The 26,388-nt window shown below is 41.1% G+C and carries 14 protein-coding genes; 11 read left to right on the forward strand and 3 right to left on the reverse strand.

The window, feature by feature from the left end; all coding sequences use genetic code 11:
- Positions 1-44: 44 nt before the first annotated feature.
- Positions 45-3,254, reverse strand: a complete 3,210-nt coding sequence (locus tag HQ865_RS24955) for an ATP-binding protein (protein ID WP_173417511.1) — start codon at positions 3,252-3,254, stop codon at positions 45-47.
- A gap of 265 nt (positions 3,255-3,519) precedes the next feature.
- On the opposite strand from HQ865_RS24955, the gene HQ865_RS24960 reads away from it, so the two are divergent.
- Together HQ865_RS24960 and HQ865_RS24965 are read left to right on the forward strand one after the other, a co-directional pair.
- Positions 3,520-4,581: a hypothetical protein gene (locus tag HQ865_RS24960; RefSeq protein WP_173417512.1), complete on the forward strand. Its 1,062-nt coding sequence runs from the start codon at positions 3,520-3,522 to the stop codon at positions 4,579-4,581.
- Positions 4,568-5,344 carry a TauD/TfdA family dioxygenase gene (locus HQ865_RS24965; RefSeq protein WP_173417513.1) on the forward strand — a complete coding sequence of 259 codons (777 nt, stop codon included), beginning with the start codon at positions 4,568-4,570 and terminating at the stop codon, positions 5,342-5,344. The genes HQ865_RS24960 and HQ865_RS24965 overlap by 14 nt, the downstream gene beginning before the upstream one ends.
- A 484-nt stretch (positions 5,345-5,828) precedes the next feature.
- Here the strand turns inward: HQ865_RS24965 and HQ865_RS24970 are convergent, their stop codons facing one another.
- Positions 5,829-11,279, reverse strand: a complete 5,451-nt coding sequence (locus HQ865_RS24970; RefSeq protein ID WP_173417514.1) for an RNA-directed DNA polymerase — start codon at positions 11,277-11,279, stop codon at positions 5,829-5,831.
- A gap of 370 nt (positions 11,280-11,649) precedes the next feature.
- Here HQ865_RS24970 and HQ865_RS24975 point away from each other — a divergent pair, with 370 nt between their 5' ends.
- Genes HQ865_RS24975 through HQ865_RS24985 form a run of 3 tightly spaced genes read left to right on the forward strand, consistent with a single transcriptional unit; the run spans position 11,650 to position 16,685 of the window.
- Positions 11,650-11,973 (forward strand): helix-turn-helix domain-containing protein, encoded by a 324-nt coding sequence (locus HQ865_RS24975; protein ID WP_173417515.1) that lies wholly within the window; start codon positions 11,650-11,652, stop codon positions 11,971-11,973.
- Positions 11,963-15,034 (forward strand): Eco57I restriction-modification methylase domain-containing protein, encoded by a 3,072-nt coding sequence (locus HQ865_RS24980; protein WP_173417516.1) that lies wholly within the window; start codon positions 11,963-11,965, stop codon positions 15,032-15,034. The genes HQ865_RS24975 and HQ865_RS24980 overlap by 11 nt, the downstream gene beginning before the upstream one ends.
- Before the next feature lie 4 nt (positions 15,035-15,038).
- On the forward strand, positions 15,039-16,685 hold the full coding sequence (locus HQ865_RS24985; RefSeq protein WP_173417517.1) for an Eco57I restriction-modification methylase domain-containing protein: 1,647 nt from the start codon (positions 15,039-15,041) through the stop codon (positions 16,683-16,685).
- Positions 16,686-16,808: 123 nt separating this feature from the next.
- On the opposite strand, the gene HQ865_RS24990 is transcribed toward HQ865_RS24985, so the two are convergent.
- Complete coding sequence (locus HQ865_RS24990) at positions 16,809-17,093, reverse strand: hypothetical protein (protein WP_237073603.1); 285 nt, start codon at positions 17,091-17,093, stop codon at positions 16,809-16,811.
- A 117-nt stretch (positions 17,094-17,210) separates the two neighbouring features.
- Here HQ865_RS24990 and HQ865_RS24995 point away from each other — a divergent pair, with 117 nt between their 5' ends.
- From HQ865_RS24995 to HQ865_RS25020, 6 genes are all read left to right on the forward strand, one after another.
- The gene (locus HQ865_RS24995; protein ID WP_173417518.1) at positions 17,211-18,161 is read left to right on the forward strand and encodes a toprim domain-containing protein; all 951 of its coding nucleotides are present in this window, start codon (positions 17,211-17,213) and stop codon (positions 18,159-18,161) included.
- 184 nt (positions 18,162-18,345) lie between these two features.
- Positions 18,346-18,735 carry a plasmid mobilization protein gene (locus tag HQ865_RS25000; RefSeq protein ID WP_173417519.1) on the forward strand — a complete coding sequence of 130 codons (390 nt, stop codon included), beginning with the start codon at positions 18,346-18,348 and terminating at the stop codon, positions 18,733-18,735.
- Positions 18,723-20,015, forward strand: a complete 1,293-nt coding sequence (locus HQ865_RS25005; protein ID WP_173417520.1) for a relaxase/mobilization nuclease domain-containing protein — start codon at positions 18,723-18,725, stop codon at positions 20,013-20,015. The genes HQ865_RS25000 and HQ865_RS25005 overlap by 13 nt, the downstream gene beginning before the upstream one ends.
- 40 nt (positions 20,016-20,055) lie before the next feature.
- Positions 20,056-22,032: a conjugal transfer protein MobC gene (gene mobC, locus HQ865_RS25010; protein WP_173417521.1), complete on the forward strand. Its 1,977-nt coding sequence runs from the start codon at positions 20,056-20,058 to the stop codon at positions 22,030-22,032.
- 181 nt (positions 22,033-22,213) lie between these two features.
- Positions 22,214-24,490 carry an ATP-dependent endonuclease gene (locus HQ865_RS25015; protein ID WP_202020429.1) on the forward strand — a complete coding sequence of 759 codons (2,277 nt, stop codon included), beginning with the start codon at positions 22,214-22,216 and terminating at the stop codon, positions 24,488-24,490.
- Entirely contained in the window at positions 24,472-26,385 is a 1,914-nt protein-coding gene (locus HQ865_RS25020; protein ID WP_173417522.1) for a UvrD-helicase domain-containing protein, read from the forward strand. Before HQ865_RS25015 ends, HQ865_RS25020 begins: the two co-directional genes overlap by 19 nt.
- Positions 26,386-26,388 lie beyond the last annotated feature (3 nt).

The following is a 26,388-nucleotide window of genomic DNA, read 5'->3' on the forward strand; positions in this document are numbered from 1 at the left end:
TGTTTTATTACTTCGTGGTGCTCAAAAGATAGCAATTAAGCAACTTAGCTAACAAATAAATTTTTTATTATGTCCTTCTTTTCTTCTGATAAGATTTCCGGAACAATTTTCTGAAGCTCCCGGTAAGTAATTCTGTATCTCTTAATTAATTGTCCAATCACTTTCTCAATTTGATCCGTCGTCGTAGTTTCAGTTGTAAGAATAAACAAGTTTGTTATAGGATGAATAATAAAACGATCATCTTTCCTTTCCTCCATAGCAGCCAAACAACTACTAATTCCTTCTTGATATAAATGTTCTTTCCTGAATTTGATTATAATATGAGCTATATTATTATAAATTTTCCCTTTGCTCCAAGCATCGTCATTACTAAACTCCAATGCTGACTGATAACATTCATACGCCTTTTCAAAATTGCCTTCTCTACTGTAGCAATTAGCCTTAATATTAAAAAAGTCATTGGGGTAGTTCTCAGGTTTGATGATACTGAGCATTTCAAATGCCGCATTGGTTTCACCCGCCGCTTCAAAAGTCCTTGCGTATAACATGCGAATAGAATCAGCGGGGTCAGTCAAGTCATTTTTAAGATAAGCAAGATTTGGAAAAATAAACCTATCCATAATTTCTTTACCCTTTTCTCCCAGCAAAAGGCAGTCTTTAATAATTGCATTATTTAAATGGTAGGAAAAAATGCTCTCAATACTTTTTCTTTTAAACAATGATTCAAAATAAGGAACAGCTACCTTTTGAACCTTATTGCTAAAAGAGGTAACTGACAAGGAGTCTATTTTAATCGCATTATTTTCAAAAGGTTTAGCATACGATTTATAAGAGAACCCTTCAACTGCTTTATTTTTAAGAATGGAAATATATTCGGCTGCCTTCTCTTTTACCTTTTTTGACTCTGCCACATTCTTTTTTTCCGCAATCAGTTGTGTAACACGTTCTCGCTCACGCTCAAAAAGTTCAACAAACTCAATTAATTCGGGTTCTTTCCTGAAATAATTGAGCCAGGATAAATAATCCGGAGGGTTCAAATTTGCCTCACTACAAGTTTCAAGAACGCCTCTTATGAGACTAAAGTCTTTCAAATCTCCTTTTCGATACAAACCTTTAGCTAAATAGCGAGCGCTCCACAACGCCGCTCTGCGATCTCCAAATGCAATCAACAGGTCATGGGCTTTTTGTAGGTGAGATACGGCTCGATTATTATCCTTTTGTTTAAGGTAAATCATTCCAATCCGAATATGGGCAACGCCAATGATTTGCTGTGAAAGTATAATAGCGTCTTGTAGCGTATTTTCATTAATTTCAAGCGCTTTCTCAAATTCACCGTCGAGGATAAAATAACCTGATAATAAAGAAATTGCATGGAGCCTTAAATTCCATTCCAATTCCCTAGGTTTAAATAGGGCCAGTGTGTGTTCAAGTACCTGCCTTGCAATTTGATGATCAATCAAGGTGTCCAAATAATCTGAATACAACTGAAAAGATTTGATAAAAAAGCTGATACAATCCTGATTTCGCAAATCATAGGGCTTCATTTTTAATGAACGATCAAGACAATGATAAATGTAATCTACTCCTTCATCAAATCTACCCGCAATAAAGGCTGCATGCGCTAAATGATAATCGAGCCATATGTCGTAATAGAAAGGTTCAATCTGGCTTTTTACTTGATTGTCTCTTTGATTTCTAAGAAGAACATCCAATTGGCTGTACATTAGGTTGCTTTTAAAAAGAGCCACTTTGCTTTTTATAAGAGATAATGCCAATTTAAAATTACCAGCCTGCTGAAAATGTGTAATTGCTTTATAATTTCTTTTCGCGACTTCTCCGTCACTATCTGAATCGTTGCTTTCTTTGTTATCGGACAATAAAAATTTGCCAGATAAGGCATGATATTTTACTTTATTCTCAATTGAAATTAGCGGTAGTAAAAACTCCCTGACCGTACCAGACAATTCAAAAAAACCGGCACCTATTGTTTGAATAATATTCTCCTGATATAGTTTATGGATAGTATCGTCGGCAAATGTGTAATTGATTTCGTTTGTAAAAAAGAGCAGGGTGTCAAGTTTAAATGGCTCATTTAACACACATAAAATTCTAAGCAACTCATTTTCACTCTCATTTATGCGTTCAATTATTTCACTTACCTGTCTTTCCATTGTTGTGAAATTTAGTGGTTTCTTATATAGGTCATTTATATCTTCCTGAATGCCAATCTTGTTAAGATATTGCATAATAAAATAGGGCAAGCCTGTTGTCCAGGTCAAGATGTCTTGGATAATCGCCGGAACAATAGGAAATTTTTTGGTTTTAAGAAGTTCCGTAAGCTCTAACCGGTCAAAGGGTGTTATTTCTATTTTATTTGCACCGGTAGAAACATTTAATTTTTCATTTTTTCTTTGGATGATAAACAAGCGTGCTAACCCAACAAAATGTGAAAAGCTATTTAAGAAATCGAGAAAAGTATAAAGGTTAGCTTTTTCAAAATCATCAAAGACGGCAATAAAATCCTTTTCTCGAATGTACTCAAAGGCTTCAGTTATTTTTCCATAATCTGTGGGAGATTTTAAAGTATATATTTCCCTCGAAAAATCTCCCAAAAAGGAAGTTAAAGTATAGTTATCATCACATGTCGTCCATAAGACCCGTCTGTAAACGCCTTTTTCTATGGCTTCTGTAAGAAAATCGCTTACAATAAAAGTTTTACCAGTTTTCGGTGAACCTTCAATAAAAACTACTTTGTTTTTACCTCGTGCATCTTCAAGTGCGTTATAATAAGACTTTCTGCGAAAAGGATGATTAAATCTCCTTAGAGCAAAAGGCTTTAATGATTCCAATTCGGCATGCTTTACCGACTCCAACATTGCGTGCTCCAATTCAAGTTGGATGGTGAATTTTTTTAGATAAGCATCCCAATAGCGTGAGTCACTGATGCGGTTATTTTTTAAATATCTCCTGATCACATCGAGATCATACCCTTCTTTAGAATGATAAAGCCAAACAGCGGCAAGTTGATTTTTATAATAATCTTTTGAACTGAACCCGTGCTCAATATACTTTTTGAGGGTCCGAACACTACAAGCTTTTTCCCAATCTAGTTCGCTCTGGATCTGAAATGAAAAGTCAGCTAATTGTTTATTCGATAACTTGTTCCTATCTAAGTTTTTAGTCTCCAAAAGCATTTCAATCAAGTCATCAAATAACTTGAAAAAGGCAATTTGCTTAACATCAACCTCGAACATAATTGAAAACTTTTCCTGATTTATTGAGATCCGGTGATTTAGGCCCAATACTTTTCCAGCTACAAAGATTAAGGTTATCGAACTTTGTGATAGTGTGTTAGTTAGGCTAATTATTATCGAAAGTATGTGGTTTTTTTTACATTTTCTTACACCTGACAATAATTATTTATATGTCATCAGAGGCTGTACATAGCTAATTGACGGCTATATCAAATAACTATTTTTTTAACATTTAAATTTTCACGAATACTTAAATCCGGGACAAATGAATTCACCAGATAATGATATAAAAAAATTAATACCGTGGGGCGGTGGCTGGGCGGCCCGCTTTTATTTTGACTATTATATTAGCCACCAATTACAGAACCGTTCTTATAATCTACCGCTTGCAAGCTTGATTAGCAAAAATTCTTCCGGAATGGCCGCGGTCAAATATTTCGATAAGATCAATAAGATAACGGGGGCCACTCAAATTCAATATATTTCATCTGAAATCAAAAATTGCCGAAGTGTCGTTGATCTTAGCAACTTAACCAATCAGGCAAATGAGTTGCTTACTTCAGCATATTGGCTGTCGCGTTTAAAAGACCACACTAATTCTAACACGCCGCTAAAGATAATTAAGGCAAAATTACAAAAAGAGCAATTGGCTCCATCTGGTAGCCCACTAAGGTTTCTTGAATTGTGGAGTTTCCCTTTATTATGTGAATTATTTCCATTTCAGAAACCAGTAGTAAATGTTAGATACATTGAAACGGAGTTATCCGGACAGGCCTGGAAAAAATGGTTTGTATCAGACAGTGGGGTTCCAATTTGGATAGATAATAAAACTAAATCAAATTTTCGGCAAAGCCAGTACTTAGTGTGGAAATTACTACACGAGGCGACCCACTTACTACATCTTGCAAATTATCCATTTGCCGGCTCCTTACACGACCCATATTATGCATTACAATTGGAAAGCGTAGCAATGGCTGCAGAATTTCGCTTGCTTCAGTATTTAGAAAGTAATAAAGAGCTTAGCAATAAACATATTTTCCCACTTAACAGGAATAATATCATCAGCGTATTGCTTTTAGGTTTTTTTGAAAGAGCATTACGATTGGAGGCCGATGTTCAACTACATTATCATCGGCAAAGTCCAAATGATTGGCTGGCAGACGGCGGCAGGCAATATGACAGTGAATTATTTCATTTTGTAAATGAATTTCACGGTCTGCCTGGCTTTATGGCAGGTTACCTTATCGGGATGTTTAAATACTTAAATGCCGGCGATGAAAAAAATATTCTCACCAATAAAACCCAACTTTTTTATGAAAACAATTAATACTGTTCATTTACTAAATGAGCCATATAACCTATCAGACCTTGTTACGCGCGTTAGGCACGATTTGTCAACAATAGGCTATATCGTTCTCAAAAATTTCGGTCATGGCCGCCAAAATATATCACAGACCTTCCTTGACTTTTGTAGCAGAATTGCAACACCTGTTCCCCACAATATGGCTGGTAATATCATATGGGATATCAAACCAAGAGTTGAATCGAATAGCTCACTTACTACTTTTTCGGAGCATAACGAGGAAGCATTTTTACACACTGATAGTCAATACAGCAAACGGCCGGAAGATATTTTTGGCTTGCTATGTCTAAGAAGTGCACGCTGCGGCGGTGGAAAATCATTGTTATTGTCATTAAAATCTGTACTCAATGACATGAAACAAACCACTGAAGGCCTTAACTATATCAAAATATTGATGAGTGAAAAATTTCGATTTATTACACCATCAGTTTTTAATGACGGCGTAAATACAGATTATGCAGAGCATTACATTTTAAGTAATCATGGTATACGCTTCAGAGCCGACACCATCGAAAAGGCTTTTGCCCTTTATCCAGATTATTATTCGGCACCGCTTGTTGATGCCTACCGATTTATTAAGAATAAAATTCAAAACTCTAAAGCTATTATAGAGTATAATCTTGAGGATGAAGATCTTATCTTAATCAATAATTCAACCATGTTACATGGCAGGGAAAGCTTCTACGATATGTTAAGGCACTTGCTACGTATTCGTATGATTTTTTGAATTTATATTTTAGTCAATTGCTAAGCCAATGAGAGAAATAGTTAATTATACCGCTGTATAAATAAATTGATCATACATAAAAGCTTCCGCCAATGGTGAAGTATAAATGAAAGTATATTTGTTTAAGCTCGTTAAAGCCGGTTCACCTCCATTCCGCGCGCTTCGCGCACATCATTCCGGTTCACCCGCTTTAACGGCAGACGCAACAGCCGTAGTTTTGGTTACGCTGCGCCAGCGCAGGCGGCTAAAGCCGTCCCTGCGCTGACCAAAACCACGGCAGTTGCTGTTTTATTTTTGAAGCCGGCTATATTTCGTCAGGACGATAAATAAGATATACCCGATCATCCGTATGGATGTAGTAACCATAGTCAAAACAACAACGGTGCTCAAATCCATCTTTATCGATAAAAATTGACGTAAAATATTTGAGATTAAAGCCACATAGCTAAATATCCGCTGCGCGGCTTATGGGATGTATGCCGGATTAATTCTTCCAATTTTCAACATAATCAAAAAGACTTAAATAACCATTTTTTGGCTTTAATGATAATACACGGATATGTTTTGTTGGCAAAGATCCAATCCTTAACAAGATATTAGCTTTGCTGTGGTCCCTATTAAACTCGGTGTGCATTTTCAGATCGGGTATTCGAAATAATTTGTCTAAAAGATCAGTATCGTCGAGCAATTGCATAATGATTTTTTTGTTGTCCATGTTCATATGGTCAGCTCCCAGAGTATAAGAATCACCGGACAACATATCGGTTGACACCCATTCTATTTTTTTTCCTTCAAAAACGGGCAACGCTTCCATTCGTTTGATAAAAGCATCGGTTATCAAAGGCGTGATAAAGATTATTTTCTCTATCTGTTTTAGATTCCTCTGAAATTGCTGGGTTTGCGCAAGCGTAGTAAAGGAAAAATATTTTTCTTTACCCTTATTGGTTTCTACCTGATATTTTTCGAACTCGGCCTGGTCTTTAAACACTTTCAGGTAGTATTGCAGGGATTTATCTGCCTGAGATCCACTGATCGAAGTATCCGCCACGATAACCAGGGTTCTTCCTTTACAATCTTGATTGAAAAGATCAGAGACATTTTTCTCAAAATTTAACTCCCGGTCCTGGAAACCGCATTTCTTTAACATTCGGGAAAGTCCGTTACGATCCCGGTCGGGGTGTTTTAAAGGGAATAGTATGCAATTTTCGTCATTAAATTGCCTAAGACTTTTTTCGAAAGCTGCTAAAGCGGTATCACTCACTGAATAATGGATGCTTATCAATTCCAAGACAGCCCGGTAAAACTTCGTGATATTGATTTGGTTCTCGTTTAAATAAGCGCCGAACTTACTCCCGGCAATACTTTGGTCATTGAACAAACTTAACCAGTAAACAACACGCTCTTTTATATTAATAGTGTTAGCGTAATGATCTTTTAACTTTGATTCTACACCTTGAAAATCATAGCTGTCATACTCTTTTTCAGCTGCTTCGTAATGATCCTGCTTGGGAAATACCTTCACATAATCGTTAGGTTCACTTAAAGTGGCATCCAAAAATTCTTTCCGTTCAGCAATCCTGTTAAAGGCTTTGGCTATTTCAAGTTCCGGCACATAAATCAATAGTTCTTCTTCATTCTCAATAGCAAACACATACTGGGCTCTTGTCCTCGTTGCCAGTTCCTCCATGTTTTTTTTGTAAAAGCCTATAGGATCACGTTCAAATAATAAAATGTGTTTATCCGGAACCGACTGGCCATTAACCAGCAGTTTAACCTGTGGTGTCCTGGAATGCGGATCGAACTGACTTTTAAAGGTGATATCAACTCTTTTTAAATCCGCCAATGTAAATGAACGTTCATTTGTGAAGTCGGAGAGTATGGCCAGCTCTTCGTCCAAAATATCCACTATATCAAAATCGATTGTTTCAACTTCATTCTGGAAATTTGCAAAAGACTGGCGGATTGTTTGAAAAAAAGCAAGCAGGGTGTCGGAAACAATTTCAGTCCTGCTATTGACGGTAAAGAAAATATCATAAGGCATCTCCTTTACTGTTGGGAAATCGCTAAAATGGACGTTCAGGTACTCACTCAAGTCACTCCCGCCTCTTCGTTTTTTAGATAGGGTATTCCATGCGGCCTGGGTCCAGAAATATTGAAAGTCATAGATGGAAGTGATACCAGATGACCCTAAAACAACCAGGAACTCGCCGAGGAAATCGATTCTATCTTCTACAGAATTAATGATCAGCTCTGATTTAGGAAAGAAACGGCTGTCTAACTGACCGATGCTGAAATTAAAGGGATTGTGCATGTCTGCGACAATATGAATATCCGCATTGTTAAAGGCCGAGATGTACTGAATGGTTTCCCAAAAGCCAGCCACATCATTGGCGTGTGTAATTCCTGCCGGCGATACTTTCTGCGAAAATTCGGAATAATAAGGTATTAATGGCTGTTCCTGGAAAGCATAGGGATTTTTGTAATAAACCGGGTATTTCACCTGGTATTTATCCATAAAGGTTGCGGCGTTCTGAACAAAGGTTCTTACCTTTTCCAGGAATTGTTTAAATGACAAAGACCGGTTGTATAAATCAAGCAATTCACTTTTCGCAATTTCAACTTCGTTGTTATTGTACTCAGGGTCGATCTGAAGATAATCGAACCGTTTTAAATCCCCGATCTGGTTTATCGACTTAACAAAAATATGGCTGTCATTTTCCAGCACAATCAACCCGTTTAAGGCTAGGTTCTTCACACAAATATTGTCCTTGACCGGGTACAGTTTTACATTTCCATCCAGCAACCATTTACCAAAAAGGGAATTGGTATCCATATAGGATTTATCTTCGGTTGAGAAGTTTTCCAGTTTGATTTCCTTGGAGAATAGCAGTACCAGTAATATATTTTGAAACTGCTTTAAAAAACCATGAGGGCAATCATACTTATTTAAGGGGGAGCCCTCTTTATTTGACAGTAACAGGGTATAGCTGCTCTTGGAGAAATCCTCACCCGAATGATCGACCGCCCTTGTTAGCCAATCGAAAGAAATGTTTTTGGTAAGGGTTATTGATTTTGACTGCTGAAGCAGGTTTTCCCACGAACTTATTAAGGTCGAGCTTTCAAGGGCATCGTCAAAAAGCGTGAAAAAGCACAAAACGTGATAATACTGTATAATAAGTTCCTCGCTATCCATCAATTCAGCTATCCCTCCTTGCTGGTGCCACTCGCTAAAACGCAAAAACGAATAACCGGCCAATTTCTGAGCAGCTGCTTTTGTTAATGGATGCTGGATGATAATACGATATAGCTCTTTGACAAAGCTGGCTTTGTCTTTATCTCTTAGTTTTTCTTCAATAAATCCATAATCGCGTATGGTATATTGTATTTCTGGAGTCTCCATTGCAGAATTGATCAAAAGTTTAGGACAGGTTTTCAAAAAGATTTCACTTAAAGCAATATCGAACTTCATTGCTATAGTAATGATTAACGACTTATCAGCATAGGTCAGGTCCTGCCTTTTTGTCAAGCTGTCAATCAACATGGCCAGTGTCTGCCGATGAGTATTAACTGGTTCTTCGTTAAAGAGAATCGTATTTAAATAATGTCCAAGCGACAGTCCGGTGAGCCGCTCTTGCTGACTGGCGATTGCCCAGAAATCATCTGGTTGTAACTTGATTAAATCCGCATAAAACATCATATATAAAGTCCCCCTGCCGGTATCACTATAGGGGAGGAACTTGATAAGTTTATTTTTAATATGATTAAGTCGCGGATCACCGGAAAATTGGAAGTAAAAAAATCGCAGATTGTCCTTCAATCCAAACTTAACATCATTCGTCAGGTTTTCCAGTTTTGACAGCGATTCCTGAATTTCAGCTTCCGTAAGGATAGCCTTATTCTTATTTGCCTTATTGATCAGATATTTGGCGTCGTCCTGAAATCTTTTAAATTTTCCTGAGCGGTTATAGTCAGCAACATTGTGTATTTCCGTTTTTGAGAGATTCAATTCCAGGTTATTGATATTTATCCACTTATCAATCTCTTTTAGGACAACGTGCGCTTTATTTTCATCTTCTACAAACACAAAAATGTCATCGACAAACCGGTAATAAAACTCTCTTTTTCTGTCTTTAATGATTTCGCCTTCTATTAATTTATCCAGGCCCAATAAATACAATTCGGCCAGATACCTGGCATAGGCCGGACCTTGTGGCAAACCTTTATTTCCATTGTTGGTCGTCTCAGCGGACAGCTGGATAAGGTAATCAATGATGCTTTTATACCGTCGGGTTTCTGCTTCTGATAGTGTATTCAGTTTAATTTTAATCGCGGTGGGTGCCTCTTCATAAAGTTTTATCCGTAGCCTTTGAAGATCAATACGATCATAAAAACTCCTGATGTCGACTTTAATAACATAATAGTCTTCAAACTCAACATTGTTAAGGATATGATTGACGTTTTTGGAGAATATCGACCAGTTGATAAACCAGTTGCCAAATATGTTTGAGCTGTGAAAACTTGGAGCCAGCCGGTACCCGAAAGAATTTTCTGATATCTCTGTGTAAAATATATTATTCAGTACAAAAAGGAAATAGGTTGAAATAATATTATTTGTAGCATCCAGGCTATATAACTTCCTGATCTTATCGCCTTCATTTCTCTTAAATTCGAAAAATTCTGATTGTGCCGGAAAACTTCCCTTGTATACTTCCGCTATAGCATTATCGATTTCCTTAAAGCTGGTATTTTCAATTTTTTTGAGCAGCGGAAACAGCGGGATTTCATCGTTGATAATCGCATATTTTTTTAACGCGCTGATAATCTTGTTAAAAATATAAATAGAAATATCCGGCAGCACCAGTTCAAAGGACTGTTCTATTTTAATGCCTTGTATCAATTCTACAGGTGATACAATAGGGTTGCAAGTGCAGTAGGCACACTTCCCCAGTTGGCTACAGGTAACCGGAAAATAATATTGAATGAGCTTTAATTTCTCTTCTGTCAATTCTTTGCGAAAGCCCTTAATTCTTGAGAAGAATTCCAGTAAAAGTTTATAGCCCAGTTGATGATCTTCCGGACTTTTTAATTTTCCAAGCAGACCGACCATGAGGCTTCGTTCCTTCCCACCCAGGCCCTTTCGATAGTCGAGTAGTAACTTATCAATATGTTCACACTGGTGAAGATCAGCCAGGACGTTATCCAAAAGGAGTGCCTCTTCAGAAACTGGCGTAAGCTTAATATTACTCAGATACCCTTGTCCCAGGTAAGGACGACTAGCCAATTCTATCAGGTAATTCGCCAACACCTCATCTAGCTGACCGGAGGTTAAAGGGGAATAGGCATCTAAAATAATCAGCTGCTCTGCCAAAAAGGTATCGGTCGGGCGTGAAGGCCAGAACTCCTGATTCAGATTAAATGTATTGGGATCGTCAAGAAAAAAAGATAATTTACCTGACACCTTGTTTTGGGAAAGCGGTAGCTTTACCCCCAATCCAACCATCTTCGTGTTTTTACCAACCCCTCTTGTTTTTGGAAAGCGATCTGCGTTAATCGCTACTTTTAAAGCAACATTGGATAAAATATAGTTAACTAAATGAAAACCCGTCTCTTTTGGTTGAAGTTCTTCAAAGACAATCCAAATATGAAACCCCCGGCGTCCTGAAAATTCCAAAAGGTAAGGAATAGCTAATTCCTTAAGGAAATTAACGATGTCATTTGCTGAAGATGTTACCAGTTCGAGATTAGCTTCATTGACGGCGTTTTCGTCAATCTCGCTCTTTGAAATATCTAAATCAATACATATCCATTTAATAAATGCTTTATTTAAAGAGTGATATTCTTGATAGGTTAACAGGCTCTTTTGATTAAGAAGCATATCATCAATAGTAACCACGGATACCTTTTCGCGAATTAAGCGGTAAGTACCATCCTCCATTTGCCTGCCATATTTGGTATCATCGACAAAAAAAAGATCGAATAGCTTTTGTGATACTTGTTTATAAGATGTATTGGTTAGCATTAACGAGGCGCCCGGGTTATGTAAAACAGGTCAATTTATTCAATTATAATCAAAGTACCGAATAAATCATCACTTACGCACGGTATGTAATGGCATTGCCGACATCTTTTTAGACTTTATTTGGCTGTCGGTAAAAGTTGGCGTGTCGAGATTGCGCAACAAATCATGGACTGGATACAACGGGTTGGTTAGGTCTATGCTGTATTTGTGGATTTCGCTTAAATGTTCATAAATTTATTTCCCATGCTAAAATAATTAGTTTAAACTTGTCAATATTTGACAAGTGATGGCAAATCAGTTCGGCATAAAAATTAGGCAACTTCGTGAAGAGGAAAAACTCTTGCAAAAGCAGGTTGCTGATCAGCTACACATGGATTCGCCGATGTTAAGCAAAATCGAAAGCGGCGACCGCAAAGCTAAAAAAGAACAAGTTGCCTTATTTGCTGATGCCCTTCATGCTGACCCGGAGGAATTACTAACCTTGTGGCTGGCTGATCATTTGTTAGATGTGGTGGCTGGCGAACAATTGGGCTTAAAGGCGATTACATTGGCTGGTGCACATATCACAGATCTTTTAAAAGATAAATTAACCTTGGTAAATGGCTTATAAAGTTACCTTAACCAAAGAAGAAAGCCGCCTGCAATTGGAAACTCTGGTAGAGGCATTTGCCGCTCAGTTCCCAGTTTATAGCAAAACAACTTATAATGAAGCGCAGTTACGCGTGGATTTTATCAGTCCGTTCTTAAAGACTTTTGGCTGGGATATCGATAACGAAGCTGGCAAAACGCAATTCCTGCGCGACGTCATCCAGGAGGAAGCCATAGAAGTTGCCGAGGCGGATGCCGTAGCCAAAAAGAACCCGGATTATACCATGCGTAATCAAGGGAACAGGAAGTTCTTTGTGGAAGCCAAAAAGGTAGCGGTAGATATTGAGCATTCGGTCAAATCTGCCTTCCAGGCACGTCGCTATGGTTGGAGTGCCAACTTGGGAATTACTATTCTGACCAACTTTGACAAATTAGTGGTTTACGATTGCCGTTACCAACCTAATAGCACTGATGAACCGGCGGTAGCCCGCTACAAGGTTTTTCACTATATCAATTTCCTGGCGAACTTTGAGGAGCTCTATGATTTACTTTCGTTTGCCTCGGTTTCGGCGGGTTACCTGGATGAATATTTTTCGCTCAATCATCCTGATTTGACCACCTTTGACCATGTTTTCCTGAAGCAAATCGAAAAATGGCGGCTACAGCTTGCGGCTAATATCATTGCCGGTAGCCCGAACATGAGTGAAGAAACGATCAATATCTTAGTCCAACGGCTGTTAAACAGGATCGTATTCCTGCGTATATGTGAAGACCGTGATATCGAAAAATACGAAACCTTGAGGCAGGTGAAAGATTATGCAGGGCTCAAAGCGATCTTCGTGAGTTCTGATAAAAAATACAATTCCGGCTTGTTCGATTTTATCGAGGACAACCTTTCTTTACAAATTAACCTGGATGCAGCTATCCTGGTAGGTATATTTAACGAGCTTTACTACCCGGAGAGCCCTTATGATTTTTCAGTTGTTGACCCGGCGATACTTGGGCAGATCTACGAACGATACCTAGGCAGCCGGATTGCAATCACCGCGCCCGGTCAAATTACGTTGGTGGAAGAGCCGGAGGTGGCTGCATCGAGTGGCGTAGTGCCCACCCCTAAACTGGTCGTTCGTCACATCATACGGGAGACATTGGAACCGTTATTTGAGGGAAAAACGCTGAAAGAAATACAAGCGCTGAAGATCGCCGATATCTGTTGTGGATCCGGAACTTTCCTGATTGCCCTTTATGACTACCTGTTGGAAAAGATCACGCTGGCCTTAATCGCTAGTGGCGAGCCTGATCCGGAGCTTTTGGCTTTAGACAGAACAGGGGCTCATAGCTTAACTTTAAAAGGCCGGCACGCGGTTCTGCTCCACCATATTTATGGAGTAGACATCAATCCTTATGCGGTTGAAGTAACGAAATTTAGTTTATTTCTGAAGTTATTGGAGAATGAAAACTCCGGCTCTGTTAACCACTTTCTTGCTAACCATGGCAAAAAGGTGTTGCCTTCATTGGACGGTCATATCAAAACGGGAAACTCCCTGGTTGATGAAAGCTATTTTACTTTTGATCTGACAGCAATTAACAATGATGAATTGCTGTATAAGGTGAAACCGTTTAATTGGTCAAATGAGTTTCCTTTCTTAATGGAATCCGGTGGGTTCGATGCCATTATCGGTAACCCTCCCTATGTGCGCATCCAGCACATGGCGAAATACCTGGCCGAAGAAATTAAGTTCTATCAGCATCCAACAGCCGGTTATACTGTAGCGCAGTCGGATACCTTTGACAAATACTACTTGTTTATCCAGCGGGCAGTCCACTTGCTAAAGCCTGAAGGACGCCTGGGTTATATCATACCCAACAAATTCTTTATCGTTAAAGGTGGCCGAGCGCTGCGCCGCTTTATTACTACCAGCAGCGAACTATCCAAGATCATACACTTTGGTGTTACGCAAATTTTTCCAAATCGCAGCACTTACACGGCTGTCCTCGTTTTAGGGCCTACAGGGAATGACCAGTTTAAGTTTAAGCGCATCAAGCACCTGGCCAAGGAGCTATTCGGCGGCAACACCAACTACCGGGCCTACGATAAAGCCAATTTTAGCGGAGAGCCCTGGATCTTCCTGGCTGATGAGACACAGGAAGTCTTTGACAAGCTCTATGCTGCCGGCACGGTACAACTCAATACCATAGCAGAAATTACCGTCGGTCTACAAACCAGCGCGGATAAAATATATATTTTCCAAACGACAGCAGAGACGGATACAACCTATCGTTTCAGAAAAGGAAACGTTGACTTCGAGGTAGAGAAGGCGATTTGTAAACCTTGTCTTTATGACCTGAGTTTTGGCCTGTTTGATACGGTAAAAGCCAATGCACAGATGATATTTCCTTATACGGTTACGGATAAGGCGGAAGTGTTTACCGAAGCCTATTTTCAAGCAAATTATCCACTGGCCTGGGCTTATTTGAACGGCTACCAGGAAACTTTATCCAAGAGAAGCATCAATGGCTCGAAAGAACCAAAATGGTATCAATACGGACGTTCCCAGAGCCTGACGAAATTTCACGCCAATGACAAATTGATTTGGCCTGTTTTATCTAAAGAAGCTAGTTATATCTTAGACGAAGCGAACTTGCAGTTTACGGGTGGCGGTAATGGCCCATATTATTGCCTGCTGAGTCGTACTGACTATTCGCCGTTGTATTTTCTGGCGATTTTAGCCCACCCCTTGTTCGAGGCAATGGTTAAATCTGGGGCCAGTGAATTCCGTGGTGCATATTATTCGCATGGCAAACAATTTATTGAAAGATTACCCATTAAGGCGATTAACTTTGCGGAGCCAGCTGAATTAAAGCTACACAACGATATTGTGGCAGTGGTTAAACAGATCATAGCAGCCAAAAGGACTTATCAAGATGCGGAAAATTCTGCCAAGAGCACCGTACTTGCGCGAAAATTGGCTTTCCTGGAAACAGGTTTGGTGGAACAGATCAATCAATTATACGGAATTACAGCTGCCGATATCAGAACAGCGTTAAGTGACCAAATTTTTATAACAGATTTTGAAGAATAGACAGATGGAACCCACCCTAGAAGAAGCACTTGATTCCAGGAAGCTGCGTGGTGGCTATTATACACCTCAGCCGATTGCCGATTTTATTTGTAAATGGGCAATTACCGAACCTGCTATTCGTGTATTGGAGCCCAGTTGCGGTGATGGCAATTTCGTGGAGGCGGTTATCCAGCGGTTATTAAAAATAGGCGTTCCGGAAACCGAACTATTTGGCCGGTTGAAGGGCATCGAACTACTGGAAGCTGAAGCGCAGAAGTCTAAGGCCCGCGCGGCTAACTATGGCCTTAATTCGACAACGATCACCAATTCTGATTTTTTTAGCTTTTTGGCGACTAACCGCAACGAGCGGTTTGATGTAGTGGTGGGCAATCCTCCTTTCATCCGCTACCAAAATTTTCCTGAAGAACACCGAAAGCTGGCAATCAGTATGATGCAGGAAATGGGTTTAACCCCCAATAAACTGACAAATATATGGGTACCCTTTTTGGTATTGTCGGCAGGCCGGTTAAATCCTGGCGGCAAGTTAGGTATGGTCATTCCTGCAGAATTGTTCCAGGTCAAATATGCTGCTGAGACCCGCGTTTTCCTATCCCGGTTCTTTGCACGGGTGACGATTGTAACCTTCAAAAAATTAGTGTTTAAGGATATACAGCAAGAGGTCGTTTTACTCCTTTGCGAAAAACAGGTAGAGGGTGTTAACGGCATACGCGTGGTAGAGGTCACTTCATTGGAAGAATTGGAAAGCCTCGATATTACCGAAGTACAAAACGAAGAGGTAAAGGTACTGGAACATGATACGGAGAAATGGACGAAATATTTTTTAGACGAGGAAGAGATCTGTTTGTTGCGGCGGATCAAAGCTGATCCGCGCATCCAGCTTGCAGGTAGCCTGATGACGACTAATGTCGGTTTGGTGACGGGGATCAACGAGTTTTTTATGATTACGCAACAGGTTGCAGAAAAATGGAATATTTTGCCTTATACCAAAAAAGTTGTCAGCCGTTCGGCACATTTCCGGGGTATTAAATTTACGGAGCAAGATCTTCTGGAAAATGCAGCAGCCGATATGGACAGTTTTTTATTCCTGCCGCCCGATGAAGATTTTGCTTTATTGCCCCCCGCCTGTCAAGACTATATACGCTACGGTGAATCGATGGATTTTCATAAAGGCTACAAATGCAGGATCAGGAAACGCTGGTATATTACGCCGTCCGTCTATGAACCGGGTGGCTTTGCATTAAGGCAAGTCGGTGATTACCCTAAGCTGATCGTCAATGAAACAAATGCTTCGTCGACCGATACCATCCATCGCGTACGTTTTCAGCCAGCAGTTGATCCAAAAAAGGTCGCACTTTCCTTTTTAAATTCCTTAACGTTCGCTTTTTCAGAAGTTACCGGACGGAGTTATGGTGGCGGGGTATTAACCTTTGAACCGACGGAGATAGGGGAAATCCCTTTGCCATTGTTAACCCACACTCGTATTGATTTTGATCGAGTAGACAACCTTATTCGCCAGAGGAAGATCGAGGAGGTAATGAATATTATTGACCGCGAACTATTGATAAAGCAGTTGAAATTCACGACCAATGAAGTCAAGCAGTTTAGGGACATTTGGAAAAAACTTTCTGGTAGGAGATTGAATCGCAAATAGCATCATGCGCCGGTTGTTATAAATCCCGCATGGCAAGTTTTACCATTCATAGAGATAATATTTGCCAGGATCATCCTAATAAAATTAACTAACACGGCTGGGCTCGCCAGCCGCGTTATCCGGTCAGACGCACAAGCTATTGATCTTCTCACTGAGCGCGGTCAATCCTGCTTTTTTCAAACATTCTTCACCAAACATTTTAAGGTCATTGATGTCTTCTGGTGGAACAATATCTAATAACTCCTTCGCATTACCGCCATCTTTGCTCAGGCTGTTCTCAATTACACTTGATAACAAGAGGATCGCTTTCCTGTTCACTTTGACATCGATCTTCACTGCTTCATTCATACCTGGACTACATAACAAAGTTTCATAGACCTTACTCAACACATTCGTTGCCATATTCATTTCCTTTAAGGGTTAATAATGGCGGTAAAGTTAATTCGCTGTGCTGAAACGATCCTGTTCAAAGTTTAGCCGGGATGGGTGGATGTCATTTGACTGCTCTACTTTTGGTTTTATAATGTGAAAGGGATTGGTGCAATGGATTTTACAAATGAGACGTTTTCGCTTACCCAGATACGGGGATTAGACCTTACTTACCTTTTGGAGATGTTGGGCCATGAGCCAACAGCGAGGAAGAAAAATGATACGGATTGGTGGTATTTGTCGCCGTTGCGGAATGAGCGTACGGCGAGTTTTCATGTGGACCGTACAGACAACGAATGGTACGATTTCGGGCAATCTGTGGGCGGCAACCCGGTTGACTTTCTACTGCGGTATTACGGGTGTTCAATTGCGGAAATGATAGAACGGATCAATGTTTCTTTTTCCCCTCACCAGCTCTATTTATTTCAGCCGGGGCTGCAACAGGAACGTCCGCGTGACAAAGAACGTTTGGCCATCAGGTTTGTAAAACCGCTGTACGCTTACCCACTCAAAAATTACCTACACGAACGGTCTATTCCGATAGCCGTAGCGGATGCTTACTGCAAGGAAGTGGTCTATGAAATTGGCGGGGGAACTTATTACGGCCTGGGCTTTCCAAATAACATGGGTGGCTGGGAGATTCGCAACAAAAACTTCAAGCAGAGCAGTTCGCCAAAAGATATTACTACGATTCGTTTTGGAGCAGATTCGGTGCAGGTTTTCGAGGGCTTTATGGACTTCCTTTCCTATCAAACTTTGCACCCGTACCAGGAGCCGGGTAAGACTGATTTTGTGGTACTGAATGGTGCGGGGATGTTTGACCGTGCACTGCCTTTTTTGGAGCGACACAAACAGGTCGGTCTTTGGCTTGACAGGGATGTGACGGGTAAGGCTTATACGCAATATGCTTTATCGCTTGGAAGCAAGTACCGGGACGAAAGTGGTTTTTACAGCCAGCATAAGGATTTGAACGAATGGCTGATGAATAAGGGCGAAGTTCAAAAACCCCGGTTAAAGCATGGATTGCGGCTGACTTCCGGCGGTTGATGAATTTACAGTTTTTATCTTTTTTCCCACAACAGCCCGTAGTTAGATTGCCTTGTACGCAATCGGCAAGATGTATAGTTGTTTAACAACAACTAAAAAAGACGCCCCCTCCGAAGTCGGGGCGTTTGGAAAGATTGGGTTTGTGGCAGGTTTTGGATGTTATTGAGTAGTGAGATGATAGGTGATGGAAGCTAAGAAAACAGGGCGAATACGGATCATCGGCTTGCGGTTGACGGGCGATGAATATGGAGTTTTGGAAAGCCGGTGGCAAAAAAGCACGGTAAAGAAGTTAAGTGAGTTTGTGCGACGGGTGTTGTTTGGTAAGGTGGTGACGGTTAAAACGCGTAATGCTTCGCTGGATGATTTTATGGCGGAGTTGGTTCTATTGAAGAAAGAATTAAATGCTATCGGGGTGAATTTCAACCAGGCTACGCACCGGTTACATACGCTGGATTATTTGCCTCAAATGGAGCACTGGCTGGTTGGCTGGGAGCATGATAAGGAGGTATTGTTCGGGCAGATTTCTGCGATAAAAGAACAGCTTTCAAAGGTCGAGGAACAATGGTTGCAGTGATCCACCAGAGCGGCAGTTTGCGAAATATTCTAAACTATAATGAGCATAAGCTGGCAGCCGGAAAAGCGGTGTGTTTGGAGGCCTCGGGCTTTATTAAAGATGCTTTTGATTTGAACTTTTTTGATAAACTACGTCGCTTTGAAAAGTTGACGGAATTGAACCAGCGGACAACGGTAAACAGCCTGCATATCTCTTTGAACTTTGACCCATCGGAACAACTTTCGGATGAATGCCTGCGGGAAATTGCAGCGGTTTATATGGACAAGATCGGCTTTGGTGAACAGCCCTATTTGCTATACAAACATAACGATGCGGGGCATCCTCATGTGCATTTGGTGACGACCAATATTAAGGCGGATGGCAAAGCGATTACGCTGCATAACCTCGCCAAAATCAAATCGAAAAACGCACGGCTGGAAATTGAAAAAGAGTTCCGGTTAGTACCGGCAGAGGGTCGTAAACAGCAGCAAAATTTTCGGCTCAAACCGGTTGATGCGGCAAAGGTGGATTACGGTAAAACGGAAACGAAAAGGGCCATCGGCAATGTGTTGAATAAGCTGATTGCCGAGTACCAGTTTGCTTCTTTGCCGGAATTAAACGCGGTGCTGGGCTTATACAATATTGTTGCAGATGCAGGTGGTGACGGTAGCCGGGTCAAACTACATGAGGGGTTGGTATTTCGCATTTTGGATGAGCAAGGCAATAAGGTGGGCACGCCAGTTAAGGCAAGCCTTTTTCATAGTAAGCCAACACTTAAAAATTTACGGAGCCAGTTTGCTGAAAAGACAGTTAAGAAAGAGCCGTTAAAACCGCGCCTTAAAAATATAATTGACCTGATCCTATTGTATGGGAAGATTGATTTGCCAGAGTTCGTTGCGGCATTGAAGAAAGAGGGGATTGATGTCGTGGTACGGCAAAATAAGGATGGGGTGGTTTATGGAATTACTTATGTGGACCATCGGCAAAAGGCGGTGTTTAACGGTAGTGATTTAGGAAAAGGATATAGTGCCAAAGCTATCCTGGAACGCTGCGCAAACATTGGGGCAAGTGAGGAAAAAAAACAAATCGGCGAAAAGGAAAAAATGGGGCAAAGCAGGGCGGCAAAAGAGGGTTGGCGTAGCGTAAATGCGGGTCAAAATATCGCTGGCGAGGGGAAAAATGGTACGGGCATGGGGTTAATTGAAACCTTGCTCGATCCGGGATACCAACCGGAGGGAATGGACTGGCAATTGAAGCGGTCGAAGAAGAAAAAGAACCGGAGGCGCTTGTCGCCGGAGTGATTGTGAGGATAATGTGTGAAAGATTTTGTGAGGGCGATTTATGTCAACTACGGGAGAAAACGATCAGGCGATGCGCAAGATCCTGGATATGACCAGGCTGATTAGTATAGCGGTTTTGGTTATACATTTTTACAAGGAGTGTTACGGGGCTTTTGCGGGTTGGCATTTGGTTGCGCCGCTATCGGACAGGTTGCTGGGCAATATCGTGCGGACGGGGTTGTTCAGCAATTTCTATAAGTCGAAGCTAATAAGCTTGGGCTTCCTGGTGATCGCGTTGATCGGGGTTAAGGGGAAGAAGGATGAGAAGCAGAGTTATAAAACGGCATTGCTGTACCTGGTAACCGGCTTGTTTTTTTTCCTCACCAGCTACTTTTTCCTGTTGGTGAGGGCCAAGTTGGAAGTGGTAGCAGTCCTGTATGTGGGCGTAACGGGATTGGGCTACCTGCTTTTTTTAAGCGGTGGTACGATGGTCTCGCGAATCATCCAGGATAAGCTATCCAATGATATTTTCAATAGGGAGAACGAGACATTCCCGCAGGAGGAAAGGCTTTTAGAAAACGAATATTCGGTGAACCTGCCGATGCGGTACCAGTTGAAGGGTAAGAGGCGAAATGGCTGGCTTAACCTGATCAATCCTTTCCGTTCGGTATTGGTGACCGGGGGTGCGGGCGCGGGTAAATCTTACTTTGTGATCCGCCATATTATCACGCAGCATATCAGCAAGGGATTTGCGATGATGGCCTATGATTTCAAGTTCGATGACCTGTCGAAGATCGTTTACAATACCTTCCTGAAATACCGGCATTTATACCCGCCGCAAACGCAGTGTTACTTTATCAATTTTGACCGGCTTCTAAACCGCTGTAATCCATTGGAGCCGGACTCTATGCTGGATATTACGGATGCGGTGGAATCGGCGCGAACGATCCTGATCGGGTTGAACCGGGAATGGAATAAAAGACAAGGCGACTTCTTCGTGGAAAGCCCGATAAATTTGTTGACAGCAGTAATCTGGTTTCTTCGGAAGTATAACGATGGGGAGTTTTGTACGTTGCCGCACGCCATTGAGCTGATCCAATGTGATTATGATAAACTGTTTACGGTATTGCGTACCGAACAGGAGGTTGACGCGCTGATCAACCCTTTCGTTAGCGCCTATATGCGGGATGCGATTGAGCAGCTAGAGGGGCAGATCGCTTCGGCGAAAGTAACCCTGGCAAGGTTGTCCTCACCGCAATTGTATTATGTGCTATCGGGTAATGATTTTACGCTGGATATCAATAACCCGGAAGAGCCGAAGCTACTTTGCATTGGCAACAACCCACAAAAAATACAGATCTATGGCGCAGTAATTTCCCTTTATATCAACCGGCTCATTAAACTGGTCAATAAAAAGGATCAGCGAAAATGCAGCCTGGTATTTGATGAATTACCGACGGTAGATATAAGTAACATCGATGTGCTGATCGCGACCGCGCGAAGCAACAAGGTAGCGACATGCCTGGGTATCCAGGACTTTAGCCAGTTGCGCAAGGATTATGGCAAAGAGCGCGCGGATGTGATTGTGAACTCAGTGGGTAACGTAGTAGCCGGGCAGAGCACGGGCGACACGGCGAAAAATATTTCAGACCGCATTGGGCGGATCATGCAGGACAGGGAAAGCTTATCGATCAACCGCACAGATACCTCGATCAGCAAATCCAAGCAGTTAGAGGCGGCGGTACCGCCCTCCCGGATTTCTTCTCTCAGTTCTGGTGAGTTTGTGGGGATGGTTGCTGATAACCCGGACTGTAAAATAGAGTTAAAAGCCTTTCATTGCGAGATCGTCAATGACCATGAAGCGCTAAATAAGGAGATCGCGGGCTATATGGAAATACCGGATGTGCGTTTAATTAATAACGCCATTGTGCAGCGGAATTATTTACAGATCAAGCAGGATGTACAGGAGTTGATTCAGGAAGTGATGGAGCAGTTGCTAAGTGATCCTGCTTCAATTCATTTGGTCATCAAAAAATGACTGTATGATCGGTGATGTTGATGCACCGATAACAGCCATTTCCTACCTTTGTGATCGACTTTCCGACTCCTGGAATACTTTTCTCCATGGCCTTAAACCGGGCGATATTATAAAATCGGCATAATATTTAAAAAATACTGTCGATCTTTGATATAATTCTTAATATTACTTTCGTAAACCTATGCCGCCCGGCAATCCGGACGCAAAATTGTTAGTGGTTGGCCCTACGACCGACCGAATCAAATGCGCTTATCACATGAAACTCAAAAAAATAAAAGTTAAAAACTTTCGACTGCTCCGCGATTTTCAAATGGACATGGAGGACGACCTATCGCTTGTGATCGGCAAAAACAACTGCGGCAAAACCTCCTTGATTGCCGTTATGCAGAAGTTTATTGGAGACCGCTCGATTGTAAAAGATTTCTCCTGCGACGATTTTAATATTGATTTCCAGAAATTCTTGAAGGCTGTTGTTGAATCGGCCGTTGATCCGGAAAAAGTGTTCATGGGTATTTCTTTAAAATTATTTATTGAATATTCAGAGAAAGATGATTTATCCAATATCAGCGACCTACTGTTGGATCTCGACCCGGCTAATAAAATAGTTGTGTTGACGTACGAGCTCGTACTTTCTGAAGATAATCTTAAACAATTCCGCGCTGATTATTTAGCCTACCAGGTTGAGCGGATCGTAAAATTAGATGAAAAACTTGTCTTAGATCCCGAAGGTGACGCGGCGGCAAACGAGCTCATCAAAAAATTAAAAGCGCAGAAAAAATCTGCCTTATTCTTTGAGTTTTTTAAAGCTAACCTGCATCAATATTTCAAACCAAAAAGAAAGATACTTTGGTATGACCTGGCCACCGGTACTGAAGTGGAAGACAATTTTATGGATATTACGGACGAGAAGATCAAGTTAGATAAATTGATCAATCTCAGGGTAATTAGTGCACGCCGGGACGTATCTAATAAAGAAACCGACAAGACCTTATCTGTACTTTCCTCAAAATATTATGAAAAAAGAGAGAATCTTAAAGTCGGGGAAGAAGCGATCAAACGATTTAGGGATACGCTAACCGATACAGATGACCAACTGGACGGCGTTTATGAATTGCTGTTTGAAAAGGTCATTGAAAAGGTGGATAAATTCGGCGGCATAAGGCATGGTGATTCTGTAATTAAGATCATATCCACCCTCCAGCAGCGAAATTTATTAAGTGGAAATACGACCGTGATGTACGATCATAATTCGGAGCACGCCTTGCCGGAGAATTACAATGGCCTCGGTTATATGAACCTTATCGGAATGATCTTTGAAATCGAGGTTTTGCTAACGGATTTCCGAAAGGAACAATTTCCGGACGAGAAGCCAGCAGATATCAACCTTTTATTTATCGAGGAACCGGAAGCACATACGCACCCTCAGATGCAATATGTGTTTATCAAGAATATCAGAAATATCCTGATCGACGCCAGTTTGGGAATGGACGGTGGCGGCACCCCATTTAATTTACAAACGATTATCACTACCCACTCCTCGCATATAGCGGCGGAGAGCCGCTTTAATGATATTAAATATTTTACTAAAAATGGTTTAAACCACGTCATTGCAAAGAATCTACAGGATTTGGAAAAAGAGTATGAAAAGGACGGAGAATCGGAAAATTTCAAGTTTCTGAAGCAATACCTCACCTTAAACCGTGCAGAACTATTTTTCGCTGACAAAGCCATCTTCATTGAAGGTGACACAGAACGGATTCTACTGCCGGCGATGATGAAAAAAATTGATCAGGAACATCCGGATAATCCCTTATTGTCTCAGAATATTTCTATTGTGGAGGTCGGTGCTTACAGTCATATCTTTGAAAAGTTCATCCATTTCATCGGCGTTAAATCTTTGATCATTTCCGACCTGGACGCCGGGAAAAAGATAATGGATGATGGCAAAGAAAAAACCGTCAAATGTGCTTTAAATGATCCTGATGTCAGTGTTACCACTAACGCTTCCTTAAAATACTTTCATCGCGGCCAGACCTCGATCACCTATTATTTAAAGCTTACGACTGAATATAAAATATTGCGAAAAAAGCTGAAAGCTGGCATCCCTCGTTGGGTTTCAAACCGTGCAGGCAGCCTGTTAATGGTTTATCAGGTTTCAGAAACCAACCAGGGCGGTTCGGTATATCATCCGCGGAGTTTTGAAGATGCTTTCTTTCACCATAACAGACAGTTTATTGTGGACAATAAAGACAATTTCAAAAGCTTAAAAAACATCAAGTATTTAGGGGATGCCACAAAGAGTAGCTACGAGCTGGCAGAAAGTTGTGTCGGCAGTAAACCCTCGTTTGCCATTGAAGTACTGCTTAATAGTAAGGAGGATGGCCACAAAAAAGAGTTTGCGAATTGGGAAACGCCGGAATATATCAAGGAGGGCCTGCTATGGATAAAGAAAAAATAGAGCCGGAAGTCCTCCAAATTCTTGGTCACATTGAAAAGGGTGAGAATTTCCTGCTCAGCGGCGGTGCCGGGAGCGGAAAGACCTATTCTCTTGTGCAGGTGATCAAGTCGGTCATTGAGGCCGACCCGCACTCAAAAGTTGCCTGTATGACCTATACCAACGCTGCCGTAAGGGAGATCGAAAGCCGGGTGGATCACCCCAACTTACTGGTGTCTACCATTCACGATTTTTTATGGGGTGTTATAGGCAAGTATCAGAAAGAGCTTAAAAAGGAACTGATCAATTTGTTGAACAGCGATCATGCCGGTTTTAAATTACCGGAGGCGCCTGTTCCAAATGACTACTTTGATGCCTTGGAAGACGGCATTACTTACAAGGAATGGACCAGGTTGACCCTGGGGGAAATATCTCATGACGAAGTGTTGGAACTGGCGAATGTGATGTTCAAAAACTATCCGCTTTTGTGTAGCATCTTGAAGGATAAGTTTAAATACATCTTTATCGATGAATACCAGGACACCAGTCCATTGATCGTAGAAACACTGTTAATCCATCTGCAGCAAAGCTTAAAAAAGAATGTGATCGGATTTTTTGGTGATGCGATGCAATCCATTTATGATGAAGATGGGATCGGCAATCTCGATGAGTATCTGGCGGCCGAACTTGTGGTCGAGGTACAGAAAAAACAAAATCGCCGTAACCCCCTGGCGATCATTACGCTGGCTAATGACCTCCGGACGGATGGACTGGAACAAGAACCGTCCAAAGATATGAAAGCACCCAATATGAAAGATGGCGTGGTCAAGCAAGGCTCAATCCGGTTTTACCATGCGGCAAGCTATGATGAGGATAAAATCAGGGCTATTTTAGGCTGGGACTTTGAAAATGCCGAACAAACCAAAGCGTTATTTTTGACCCACAATCTGATCGCGCCCAAAGCGGGATTTGTCGAGCTTATGCTCATTTATGATAAAGATCCCATTATCGGGTTAAAAAAAGACATCCTCAATAAGATCAAGGATAATAACAAGCGCGGCGTAACTAACCCGGTGATAACGGAAGGAATGACATTCGACCAGGTAGTTGATTTATTTCAGCTGAAAAATATCAGGCGGCAGTTGAAAAAGGACATCATTCTTTCATCTGTACCAGACTTGTATAATCAATTAAAAGATCTACACTGGGAGGTGATGCGTAAAATTTACATCGAAAAGGAAGAGCTTATCGATGATAAAAAACAAGATGCCCGGGAGGAAAAAAAGAAGGGCTCCAAAAGAGACAGGCTAATCCGGCATCTGTTTAAAATAGAAGATACCCTGCATTACTATCGTAAGAAGAACTATCGTGAATTCCTAAAGCGTACCGAGTTTCGAATCCGGACGAACAAAGATAAAGTTCAGTTAAAGAATTTTATAGAAACATTGGAAACGATGGCTGACGCGTCTATAGAAGATGTTATTAATTACGCAGCCAAAACCGGCGTTTGTGTGAAGGATGATCATCTCGATCTGTTTATCGAAAACAATAGTTATTTATATGGCAGGGTCAAACAGGTGAAATACGGTCAGTTTAAAGCCCTGTATCAATATCTGGAAGGTCACACACCCTTTTCCACGCAGCACAAAACTAAGGGTGCTGAATTTGAAAATGTTTTGGTCGTGATGGATAATGGTAATTGGAACGATTACAATTTTGAATACCTTTTTACAGACCGGACAGATAAAGAGAGCGTATTGGACCGGACGCAAAAAATATTCTATGTGTGTTGCACCCGTGCAAAGGAAAACCTGGTTATTTTCTATATCATGCCTCAAGATAATATCGCGGTTAAAGAAAAGATCATTAAAAAGGCGCAGCAATGGTTCGGCGTGGATAATGTTATCCCTTTACTATAAACT

The sequence above is a fragment of the Mucilaginibacter mali genome, assembly GCF_013283875.1.
GTDB lineage: Bacteria > Bacteroidota > Bacteroidia > Sphingobacteriales > Sphingobacteriaceae > Mucilaginibacter > Mucilaginibacter mali.

Coding starts and splice junctions, on each gene's coding strand:
- HQ865_RS24985 (WP_173417517.1), top strand. CDS start 15,039: ATGGAACCCACCCTAGAAGAAGCACTTGATTCCAGGAAGCTGCGTGGT.
- HQ865_RS24980 (WP_173417516.1), top strand. CDS start 11,963: ATGGCTTATAAAGTTACCTTAACCAAAGAAGAAAGCCGCCTGCAATTG.
- mobC (WP_173417521.1), top strand. CDS start 20,056: ATGTCAACTACGGGAGAAAACGATCAGGCGATGCGCAAGATCCTGGAT.
- HQ865_RS25020 (WP_173417522.1), top strand. CDS start 24,472: ATGGATAAAGAAAAAATAGAGCCGGAAGTCCTCCAAATTCTTGGTCAC.
- HQ865_RS24955 (WP_173417511.1), bottom strand. CDS start 3,254: ATGTTCGAGGTTGATGTTAAGCAAATTGCCTTTTTCAAGTTATTTGAT.
- HQ865_RS25000 (WP_173417519.1), top strand. CDS start 18,346: ATGGAAGCTAAGAAAACAGGGCGAATACGGATCATCGGCTTGCGGTTG.
- HQ865_RS24960 (WP_173417512.1), top strand. CDS start 3,520: ATGAATTCACCAGATAATGATATAAAAAAATTAATACCGTGGGGCGGT.
- HQ865_RS24970 (WP_173417514.1), bottom strand. CDS start 11,279: ATGGAGGATGGTACTTACCGCTTAATTCGCGAAAAGGTATCCGTGGTT.
- HQ865_RS24990 (WP_237073603.1), bottom strand. CDS start 17,093: ATGAATATGGCAACGAATGTGTTGAGTAAGGTCTATGAAACTTTGTTA.
- HQ865_RS24965 (WP_173417513.1), top strand. CDS start 4,568: ATGAAAACAATTAATACTGTTCATTTACTAAATGAGCCATATAACCTA.
- HQ865_RS25015 (WP_202020429.1), top strand. CDS start 22,214: ATGCCGCCCGGCAATCCGGACGCAAAATTGTTAGTGGTTGGCCCTACG.
- HQ865_RS25005 (WP_173417520.1), top strand. CDS start 18,723: ATGGTTGCAGTGATCCACCAGAGCGGCAGTTTGCGAAATATTCTAAAC.
- HQ865_RS24975 (WP_173417515.1), top strand. CDS start 11,650: ATGGCAAATCAGTTCGGCATAAAAATTAGGCAACTTCGTGAAGAGGAA.